This window comes from Streptococcus sp. HMSC071D03 (genome assembly GCF_001812125.1).
Classification (GTDB): domain Bacteria; phylum Bacillota; class Bacilli; order Lactobacillales; family Streptococcaceae; genus Streptococcus; species Streptococcus pseudopneumoniae_N.
The window spans coordinates 20011-30107 of record NZ_KV807740.1; the positions used below are offsets into that span (position 1 = coordinate 20011).

Genomic DNA, 10097 nt, shown 5'->3' on the forward strand with positions numbered 1-10097 from the left:
GACTTTAAAATTATGGGAGAAAAGTTATGGAACAACGTAGTAGTAGAAGAAAAAATGGTCCCGTTTTACAAGCTATTAGAAATACTGTTCGGTTTTTCAGGAACTATAAGCAGTGGAATAATCGCACTTTTATTGTGGTCTTGTTAACTTCGGTAGTTATCTCGATGATGCTTACTTTATTAGTAGAAGGAGCTCGAGGGATTTCTTTAAGCAGTAGTGATCCAAGTTCCACACACCAACAGTCAAGTTCTCAGGCAAAGAATGCAGAGACGGAACAAGAAACGAGTGCGCGTATCATGGCAAATGGTGATTTGCTCTATCATGACATTATCTACATTTCAGCCAAAAAATCAGATGGCACCTATGATTTTCATGATAATTTTGAGTATGTAAAACCTTGGCTTAAGCAAGCAGACTTAGTTCTTGGTGATTTTGAAGGAACTGTAAATAAAGACCATTATCTTGCAGGCTATCCCTTGTTTAATGCGCCTGGTGAAGTCATGGACGCTATAAAAGATGCGGGCTATCAAGTGCTAGACTTGGCTCACAATCATATCTTAGATTCTCAGATTGAGGGCGTGGTTTCAACTGCAGATGCTATTGAAAAGGCAGGAATGACGCCGGTCGGGGTCTATACCCATGAATCCCGAGATAAGGCACCTTTACTTATCAAGGAAGTTAATGGTATTAAAGTTGCTATTTTAGCTTATTCCTATGGTTTTAACGGCATTGAACAAAGCATTTCTCAAGAGGATTATAATCGTTATCTTTCAGACTTAGACGAAGATAAAATGAAGGCTGAAATTGAACGAGCAGAGAAGGAGGCGGATATTACAATTATCATGCCTCAGATGGGAGTTGAGTATCAAATTGAGCCGACTGAGGAGCAAAAGAAACTTTACCATAAAATGATTGATTGGGGAGCTGATATTATCTTTGGTGGTCACCCTCACGTTGTTGAACCAGCTGAAACGGTTGAAAAAGACGGTGATAAAAAGCTTATCATCTACTCTATGGGGAATTTTATCTCAAATCAACGGATTGAAACCATGCAGGATGTTGAAAATGCCAAGTGGACGGAACGTGGAGTCCTCATGGATGTGACTATTAAGAAGAAATCCGGAAAAACGACTATTGAGACGGCTCAAGCTCATCCAAGTTGGGTGAGTCGTACTCCAAAGGGAGGCTATTCTCCGGAAGGCTACCCACTCTATCTTTATCAAACCTATATCTTGGAAGATTTTATAGAGGGCGGGAAATACCGAAGTCAGTTAGACGAGGCCACCAAGGAACGGATTGATACAGCCTATAAAGAAATGAACGAGCATGTAGGTTTGAAGTGGTAGTGACATTAAAAGAGGAGCAAGATGGATATTAAGATAATAGCGACGGATATGGACGGTACTTTGTTGGATCCTCAAGGACAACTGGACCTACCTCGACTAGAGAAAATTTTAGATCAGTTAGATCAACGTGGCGTTCGTTTTGTCATTGCAACGGGAAATGAAGTTCATCGAATGCGACAATTATTGGAGCATTTAGCAGAGAGAGTCGTTCTTGTGGTTGCTAATGGTGCTCGTATATTCGAAAATGATCAATTGATTCAAGCTCAGACTTGGGATGATGCTATGGTTGATAGAGCTTTAGCTCATTTTAAAGGCAGAGAGTGCCAGGATCAGTTTGTCGTAACTGCTATGAATGGTGGATTTGTCAAGGAAGGCACTGTCTTTACCGAACTTGATAAATTCATGACTCCGGAGATGATTGAGAAATTCTATCAAAGGATGCACTTCGTCGATGAATTTGACTCTAAACTCTTCGGTGGTGTTCTCAAGATGAGTATGGTTGTTGGTGAAGAACGATCCGATTCGGTTTTACAGGAAATCAATGACTTATTTGATGGGCATGTGCGAGCTGTTTCTAGTGGATATGGTTGTATTGATATCTTACAAGATGGGATTCATAAGGCTTGGGGCTTAGAAGAATTGCTCAAACGTTGGAATTTAAAACCTGAACAAATCATGGCTTTTGGAGACAGTGAAAATGACATTGAAATGTTAGAGTTGGCAGGTATTTCTTACGCAATGGAAAATGCAGAGGATAGAGTCAAGGAAATTGCGACAGAAGTAGCGCCAGCAAACAGTCAGGCAGGGGTTTACCAAGTTTTAGAAAACTGGCTAGAAGAAGGAGAATAACTTGGCAGTACAACTATTAGAAAACTGGCTCTTAAAAGAGCAAGAGAAAATTCAAACCAAGTATCGTGAACTCAATCAAATTGCAGTAATCGAACCAGATATCATCTTTATTGGAGATTCTATTGTTGAGTATTTTCCCTTGCAAGAATTACTAGGGACAACAAAGACCATTGTGAATAGAGGGATTCGTGGTTATCAGACCGGACTTTTACTAGATAACCTTGATGCCCACCTCTATGGTGATGCAGTGGATCAAATTGTACTTTTGATTGGGACAAATGACATTGGAAAAGATATTCCAATGAGTCAAACGCTGACCAATCTCGAGAGTGTGATTCAAACCATTTCTCGTGATTATCCACTGTCACAGATAAAGCTAGTTTCCATCTTGCCTGTCAATGAAGGTGAGGATTTTAAACAGACAGTGTATATTCGTACCAATGAGAAAATCAAGGCGTGTAACCAAGCCTATCAAGACCTAGCCTCTGCCTATATGCAGGTTGAATTTGTGCCTGTTTTTGAGAACTTACTAGATCAGAAAGGTCAACTTAAGTCAGACTTCACAACAGATGGCCTTCACCTCAGCGTCTCTGGTTACCAGGCTTTATCAAGTACTCTAAAAAAATATATTTTCTAGGTTCAGTATAGATGAACAAGATTTTTTATGATTAATATTTTTGGTAAAATAAATATGTTGCTAATATTATTAAAAAAATTCTCTCAATGCTAGCGATCTCATGTTAGTTGATGATACCATTCACCTGTCGGAGGATATACTAAATAATAGACCTTGAAAGTATAGTGAAGTGAAATAAAATCTGGATAAATTGATTAAGGAAGTCAAATCAATTTCTAGCAATGTTTTAGAAGTCACAGTGCACTATTCTGTATGCAATCTACTATCTGCTCTTCATTTGATAAGTCGATACAATAAAAAGCTCCATAATATCTATAGGAATTTGCCTATTACAAATATTATCGAGCTTTTTTTGGCTCTTTCCTACTATTTGTCAAGTCTATCAAGATTTTAAGAATCAAATGAGACAAGACAGTAGCTATTTTGAGCCTACTGTCATATTTTCAACGAAAATAAATCGTTTTCACTTGACAAAAATTGGTCTATACCATATAATGAATATAGATTGAAACGGAGGATGAAAAGATGAAAGTTATTCAAGTGGAAAATCCAATTGAAGGTGGAAAAGTTGCTTTTGATATCTTAAAAGAAAAATTGGAAAACGGTGCACAAACATTGGGACTTGCAACAGGAAGTAGCCCTTTGGAATTTTACCAACGAATCGTTGATAGCGATCTTGATTTTTCAAATCTTACAAGTGTGAACTTGGATGAGTACGTAGGTCTTGATGGGGACAATCCTCAATCATACCGTTACTTTATGCAAGAAAATCTATTCAACAAGAAACCATTTAAAGAAAGTTTCTTGCCACGTGGTGTCAAGGATAATGCAGAAGCAGAAGTAGAACGCTACAACCAAATTCTTGCTGACCATCCAGTTGACCTACAAATCTTAGGAATTGGTCGCAATGGTCATATTGGCTTTAATGAACCAGGCACACCATTTGATAGCCAAACTCACCTTGTAGAGCTTGACCAGTCTACAATCGAAGCTAACGCGCGCTTCTTTGAGAAGATTGAAGATGTTCCAACACAAGCTATTTCAATGGGTATTAAGAACATTTTGGATGCTAAGTCTATCCTTCTCTTTGCTTATGGTGAATCAAAAGCAGAAGCTATCGCTGGAACTGTTGAAGGTCCTGTGACAGAAAGTCTTCCAGCAAGCAGCCTGCAAAACCATCCAGATGTGACCATTATCGCAGATGCAGCAGCACTCAGCTTGTTAAAGAAATAAGATTTTTATCATTAAAGACCATTCGATCCTATGGATTGGGTGGTTTTTTGGTTTGGATATATTTCAAATATGATAAGGGATGAAAATCAAAATTTTTTGTATTTTTTACATGACGAAGACAAATTTGATTGTTCTGCACTTTCTGCTTTATGTCAGTATTTAGCAAATCTGGAAGCTATTAGTTTAGGTCAAGTAAAGGATCTATTTCTGATCTACCGTCAGATTATTGGGAGTACCTAGACCACATGGGGGTAGAAATTAAAAAATTAAGTGTTCGTTTAGAACAAACTTTAGAAGTGGAGAACTAGGCTAGACATAATGGTAAAATCTTGTAAATTTTAAATGGAATGATTTGGGAGAATTTCATTTTTTTCTTGACAATTTTCTTTATTCCGTGTAAAATAGAATAGATCTTGAACTTGAAGGGAGTGAAAAAAATGTCTAAAACAGTAGTACGTAAGAATGAATCTCTTGACGATGCTCTTCGTCGTTTCAAACGTGCAGTTACTAAAGCTGGTACTCTTCAAGAAACACGCAAACGTGAATTCTATGAAAAACCTTCTGTAAAACGTAAACGTAAGTCAGAAGCAGCTCGTAAACGTAAAAAATTCTAATTAATAAGAAAGGCTAGAGTAATCTAGTCTTTTTTGCTTTAAATAAATCCTATAAATCCTGCAAAATTCTGAAACTTCCTACTACAATTTGATATAATAGAGGGAAGAACTTGATTGAAGGAGAAAATTATGTCAGTTTTAGTCAAAGAAGTGATTGATAAGCTCAGACTAGACATTGTCTATGGTGAGCCTGAATTACTTGAAAAGAAAATCAATACTGCGGATATTACGCGACCAGGGCTTGAAATGACGGGGTATTTTGACTACTATACTCCAGAGCGGATTCAACTTTTGGGAATGAAAGAGTGGTCTTATCTGATTAGTATGTCTTCTCATAACCGCTACCAGGTTTTGAAAAAGATGTTTCAACCAGAAACACCTGCAGTTATTGTTGCGCGTGGTTTAGTAGTTCCAGAGGAAATGCTAAAGGCTGCTAGAGAATGTAAAATCGCTATTTTAACGAGTCGTACAGCAACAAGTCGTCTGTCTGGGGAATTGTCAAGTTACCTAGATTCTCGTTTGGCTGAGCGTGAAAGTGTACATGGTGTCTTGATGGATATCTATGGTATGGGTGTGCTCATTCAGGGTGACAGTGGTATTGGTAAGAGTGAGACAGGTCTAGAACTCGTGAAACGAGGACACCGTTTGGTAGCTGATGACCGTGTAGATATCTTTGCTAAGGATGAAATGACTCTCTGGGGTGAACCAGCTGAAATCTTGAAGCATTTACTTGAGATTCGTGGTGTTGGTATTATAGATGTGATGAGTCTTTATGGTGCCAGTGCAGTTAAGGATTCTTCACAAGTTCAGTTAGCTGTCTATCTAGAAAATTATGACACGCAAAAGACTTTTGATCGCCTAGGTAATAATGCTGAGGAGTTGGAGATTTCTGGAGTAACCATTCCACGTATCCGCATTCCTGTAAAAACAGGACGTAATATTTCTGTCGTTATCGAAGCAGCAGCGATGAATTATCGTGCTAAGGAAATGGGCTTTGATGCTACTCGATTGTTTGAAGAAAGATTGACAAATCTGATTGCAAAGAACGAGGTGAAAGATGATTGATCCAATTGCTTTTCAAATTGGCCCTTTAGCTGTTAGATGGTATGCACTCTGCATTGTTTCAGGTCTTGTTTTAGCGGTATACCTTGCCAGTAAAGAAGCGCCTAAAAAGAAGATTTTATCTGATGATATTTTGGACTTTATCTTAATTGCCTTTCCTTTATCCATCATTGGTGCTAGACTCTACTATGTTATTTTTAGATTTGATTATTATAGCCAACATCTGGGAGAGATTTTTGCTATTTGGAATGGTGGCCTTGCGATTTATGGCGGTTTAATTACTGGAGCGATTGTTCTCTATATCTTTGCTGATCGCAAATTAATCAATACTTGGGATTTCTTAGATATTGCAGCTCCGAGCGTCATGATTGCTCAGAGTTTAGGGCGTTGGGGAAACTTCTTTAACCAAGAAGCTTATGGAGCAGTCGTTGAAAATCTTGATTACTTACCTGATTTTATTAAGAATCAGATGTATATTGATGGCTCATACCGCCAACCAACCTTTTTATACGAATCTATCTGGAATCTGATCGGTTTTGCCTTGATTGTCATTTTTAGACGCCGATTAAAGAATATCCGTCGTGGTCATATTACTGCCTTTTATCTAATTTGGTACGGATTTGGACGTATGATTATCGAGGGCATGCGTACGGATAGTCTCATGTTCTTTGGGCTTCGAGTATCTCAGTGGTTGTCTGCGCTATTGATTGGCCTTGGTATTTATATCATTTTTTATCAAAATCGGGAAAAAGCACCATTTTATAATGTAAAAAAGGAGAATTAAAATGTTAGAAGTGGCTTATATTATTGTGGCAATTGCCTTGGTTGTATTTTTAGTTTATCTGATTATTACCCTTCAAAAAGTTGGTCGTGTAATTGATGAAACTGAAAAAACTGTTAAAACTTTAACATCAGATGTAGATGTAACTCTTCATCAAACAAATGAATTGCTTACAAAGGTCAATGTTCTGGTTGATGATATCAACGTTAAAGTGGCAACGATTGCCCCCCTCTTTACAGCAGTGGCTGATTTGTCTGTTTCTGTATCAGACCTTAATGATCAAGCGCGTGTTTTGAGCAAGAAAGCTTCATCAGCTGGTTCAAAAACACTCAAGACTGGTGCAAGTCTGTCAGCTCTTCGTCTTGCAAGTAAATTTTTCAAAAAATAAAAAAGGAGTAAGCTAATGGGTAAACTATCATCTATCTTTCTAGGAACTGTTTCAGGTGTTGCTGCAGCCTTGTTTCTAACAAGTGACAAAGGAAAACAAGTTAGAAGCCAAGCACAAGAATTTTTAGAAGATCTAAAAGAAGATCCTGAGTATGCTAAAGAGCAGGTTTGTGAAAAATTAACGGATGTCAAAGAACAAACCAAAGAATTTGTTCTTAAAACAAAAGAGCAGATTGAATCTGGGGAAATTACTCTTGACACTGTTCTTGATAAAGCAAAATATCATGCTCAACAAGCGACTGAAGCTTCAAAAGAAACCTTGAATCATTTTAAATCACAACTGGAAGAGAAAGTAGTTGTGGAAGAAAAAGAAAATGGTCAAGAAATTGTCATCGAGCTTCAAGAAAATTAACATAGAATCACCATTTCTTGGTTTTCTAGAGAATCAAGAATGGTGATTTTTTTCCTTTAATGAACTCTTTGTGATATAATGGCAGTATAGAAAGTGCAATATTTAGATTTCTTTCTTAATTTACTGAAATTTTAACAGCAAGTTATTGATCTTCATATGGATGGGGAAATGTACCTAGATGATAAAAGAGAAAAAGATAACCTTGTTATTTTTTACAGAGTTGTTTGGAAGTCTAAAATTAGCGGTTCTGTCCGTAACCTAAATAACACGCCTGATTAACAGGGGGACTGGGTTTAGCTATTACAACAAATAGTTATTTAAAGATTGAAAGGATTTAAAATGTGATGTATTAAAGTAGAGTAAACTTCCTAAATTTTAGGAAAATAAAAAAGTATGATTTTGTTAACAGAAAATGTTGACACCTTCTATATTATATATAGAAATGATAGTTAAAAAGGAATTGGGTAACATGAAAGATATCTTTAATAAACGCCAACGTTTTTCGATTCGAAAGTTTTCTGTTGGAGTGGCATCTGTACTAATAGGGGTTTCCTTATTTGCTCCAACTCAAGGAGTCTTAGCTTCTACGGAAAATAATAATGATAATAATACAGGGATAGAAGTTAATTCTGAAACTGACAATTCTCTGCCGACTGTGGAGATCAAAGAAGAAGCTCAAAGTATCTCAGAACATCGAAACAATGCTTCTTCTGAGATAGATGCTAAAGAGATTTCAACAGTAGCTACAAAAGAGACAGTTCTAGATACTTCCGGTGGTAAGGAAAATATCAATTCGACGGCAACTACTTTGGTGGCTGGTGAAGACAGATCAAGTGCTCCAGAGGTTAGAGCAGCATCAAATCCTACTGAGATTAAAAAATATGAATTGACTGAGGAAGATGCTAAAAAAATCAAAGCAGGAATAATCGGTTCAGAAGGTGATCAACTGGATAGTTTGTTAGTTAATGGTCCCAAGTTAAATCCAGAAGGTTATACAGATGATGATTACTTGAAGGATAAAGAAGAAGTTTATATATATGAAAAAAATGGTAAAAAGTATGTAGGTTATAATAGTCATCCGTTACTAGAGGATACTGATGGTGATGGGATTATTGATAGTGACGAAAAGCCAGATGAAAAATTAAAATGGAATGTAAGTGAACGTGATATGATTATGTTCATGGAATTGGCTTACCGTGACGATAAGTACATTGACAGAGTACTGGATCATAAGAGACCTTTAACAGAAGCAGAGTTATACAAAAAGAAAGGTGAAAGTAAACCACGCTATGAATATATGATGATGAATAGGGAATTGGGACCTTATTGGGAAAGAAAGAAAAGTTATCATACATCCAGTGGACTTGATGCTGTATTATTTGAGACTAAGAGCGATTTCTTATATTTACCAAATGGAACTGCCCAGGTACTAGCATTTCGTGGGACTAGTGATTCTAAAGATATAGGTGCTGATATAACACTTGGAACAGGGAGTAATCCTAAACAGGCGATAGAAGCAGAAGAAATTATGCGTGAATTAGCTAAGGATAAGAGTATCACCAACCTTTATCTAACAGGACATTCTCTGGGAGGATATTTAGTACAACGGGCAATGGTTGAAGCCTATCAGTTGGCATATTCTGACAGCAGAGTCATGTCTACTAAAGAACAGCTGGCTTATAGAAACTTTTATAATAATGTATTAAAAAAAGGGACGACATTTAATGCTCCAAAAGTGAGGACAGGTCTTCTCTCATCATCTGCGTTTTGGCAAAAAGGTTTAGATAGCAAAAACATAGCTAAGTCTGGGAAAATGACACATTATATAGTTAATAATGATTCTACTATAGGAAAAAGTGTCAGTAATGATAGTGATGTTGTTATAAATGTTGGGGATACAAAAGGAGGGCATAGTTCCCGTTCTTATTTTGAAGCCGATATGATTAATAGACGACCAGAGTTTATTTCTGGGAAACGAATTTCCTTAGATGGGATAGGTTTTCAAAATCCTAAGATTACTACAGCGAAGTCTCTAGAAAAATTTGGAGAAACTACTGTATATAGTAAACGCGGAGATGACATCATTAAGTCAACAACTGTTAGTATAAAGGATCCTGATACAGGACAGATTACTAAAAATACACTTGATGAAATGTTCAAGAAAGATGGTGCGAAGGACAAAGTAGAAACAACAGAAATCCCATCATCTAAGAAATACGTAAAAGATGATACACGCGAAAAAGGACAAGATAATGTTGAAGCACCTGGAAAAACTGGGAAACAGACGGTAACAACAACTTATAGTGTAAATCCTAAAACTGGAGATCTTATTAAACATGTAGGACAACCAATAGTTAAGCAACCGGCAATAGAAACAGTTGTCAAAGTCGCAGCCAAGGATGAAGTAGAATACATTAAAAAAGGAGACGACGTTGTTAAGAAGACAACGAGCTACACAGTAGACTCAAAAATTGGCAGTCTTACTTCGGCTGAGAAGGAAGAAGTAGTCAATAGAGGGGGCGCGAAGGATATAGTTGAGTATAATTCAGTTGAACCCAAACCAGTTTATTTAAAAGATGAGAACAGTCCAAAAGGTACTGTTACCGTTCAATTTCCAGGGAAAGCAGGACAAACTAAAGTCACCACAACCTATAGCGTAAATCCAGTAAATGGAACCCTAACTCCATCAAAAGGCAAACCAGAAGTCGTAACTCTAACAATAGCTAGAGTTGTAAAAGTGGGAGCGAAGGACAAAGTAGTAGAAACGCCAATTGAA

Annotated in this window: 10 protein-coding genes; all 10 read left to right on the plus strand. The window is 37.1% G+C overall.

The genetic code is table 11. The features are described 5' to 3' along the window. Positions 1 to 26 precede the first annotated feature (26 nt). A complete protein-coding gene (locus HMPREF2837_RS04505) occupies positions 27 to 1346 on the plus strand; it encodes a CapA family protein (protein WP_075230677.1) in 1320 nt (439 codons plus the stop codon). 21 nt (positions 1347 to 1367) lie between these two features. Then, positions 1368 to 2195, plus strand: a complete 828-nt coding sequence (locus tag HMPREF2837_RS04510; protein ID WP_049548277.1) for an HAD family hydrolase — start codon at positions 1368 to 1370, stop codon at positions 2193 to 2195. Position 2196: 1 nt separating this feature from the next. After that, positions 2197 to 2832, plus strand: coding sequence for an SGNH/GDSL hydrolase family protein (locus HMPREF2837_RS04515; protein ID WP_049548278.1), 636 nt, complete (start codon positions 2197 to 2199; stop codon positions 2830 to 2832). A 525-nt stretch (positions 2833 to 3357) separates the two neighbouring features. Next, positions 3358 to 4065, plus strand: a complete 708-nt coding sequence (locus HMPREF2837_RS04520) for a glucosamine-6-phosphate deaminase (RefSeq protein WP_049548279.1) — start codon at positions 3358 to 3360, stop codon at positions 4063 to 4065. Between the two features lie 437 nt (positions 4066 to 4502). Then, a complete protein-coding gene (gene rpsU / locus HMPREF2837_RS04530; protein ID WP_000048054.1) occupies positions 4503 to 4679 on the plus strand; it encodes a 30S ribosomal protein S21 in 177 nt (58 codons plus the stop codon). A 129-nt stretch (positions 4680 to 4808) separates the two neighbouring features. Next, positions 4809 to 5744 carry an HPr(Ser) kinase/phosphatase gene (gene hprK, locus HMPREF2837_RS04535; protein ID WP_049548281.1) on the plus strand — a complete coding sequence of 312 codons (936 nt, stop codon included), beginning with the start codon at positions 4809 to 4811 and terminating at the stop codon, positions 5742 to 5744. Then, positions 5737 to 6525 (plus strand): prolipoprotein diacylglyceryl transferase, encoded by a 789-nt coding sequence (gene lgt / locus HMPREF2837_RS04540; RefSeq protein ID WP_049548282.1) that lies wholly within the window; start codon positions 5737 to 5739, stop codon positions 6523 to 6525. Before hprK ends, lgt begins: the two co-directional genes overlap by 8 nt. A gap of 1 nt (position 6526) precedes the next feature. Further along, positions 6527 to 6910 (plus strand): DUF948 domain-containing protein, encoded by a 384-nt coding sequence (locus HMPREF2837_RS04545; protein ID WP_049548283.1) that lies wholly within the window; start codon positions 6527 to 6529, stop codon positions 6908 to 6910. A 15-nt stretch (positions 6911 to 6925) separates the two neighbouring features. After that, positions 6926 to 7321: a YtxH domain-containing protein gene (locus HMPREF2837_RS04550; RefSeq protein ID WP_049548284.1), complete on the plus strand. Its 396-nt coding sequence runs from the start codon at positions 6926 to 6928 to the stop codon at positions 7319 to 7321. A gap of 469 nt (positions 7322 to 7790) precedes the next feature. Further along, the coding region (locus tag HMPREF2837_RS04555; RefSeq protein WP_148131813.1) for a YSIRK-type signal peptide-containing protein at positions 7791 to 10097 on the plus strand (2307 nt) is incomplete at its 3' end.

Coding starts and splice junctions, on each gene's coding strand:
- hprK (WP_049548281.1), top strand. CDS start 4,809: ATGTCAGTTTTAGTCAAAGAAGTGATTGATAAGCTCAGACTAGACATT.
- rpsU (WP_000048054.1), top strand. CDS start 4,503: ATGTCTAAAACAGTAGTACGTAAGAATGAATCTCTTGACGATGCTCTT.
- lgt (WP_049548282.1), top strand. CDS start 5,737: ATGATTGATCCAATTGCTTTTCAAATTGGCCCTTTAGCTGTTAGATGG.
- HMPREF2837_RS04545 (WP_049548283.1), top strand. CDS start 6,527: ATGTTAGAAGTGGCTTATATTATTGTGGCAATTGCCTTGGTTGTATTT.
- HMPREF2837_RS04505 (WP_075230677.1), top strand. CDS start 27: ATGGAACAACGTAGTAGTAGAAGAAAAAATGGTCCCGTTTTACAAGCT.
- HMPREF2837_RS04510 (WP_049548277.1), top strand. CDS start 1,368: ATGGATATTAAGATAATAGCGACGGATATGGACGGTACTTTGTTGGAT.
- HMPREF2837_RS04520 (WP_049548279.1), top strand. CDS start 3,358: ATGAAAGTTATTCAAGTGGAAAATCCAATTGAAGGTGGAAAAGTTGCT.
- HMPREF2837_RS04550 (WP_049548284.1), top strand. CDS start 6,926: ATGGGTAAACTATCATCTATCTTTCTAGGAACTGTTTCAGGTGTTGCT.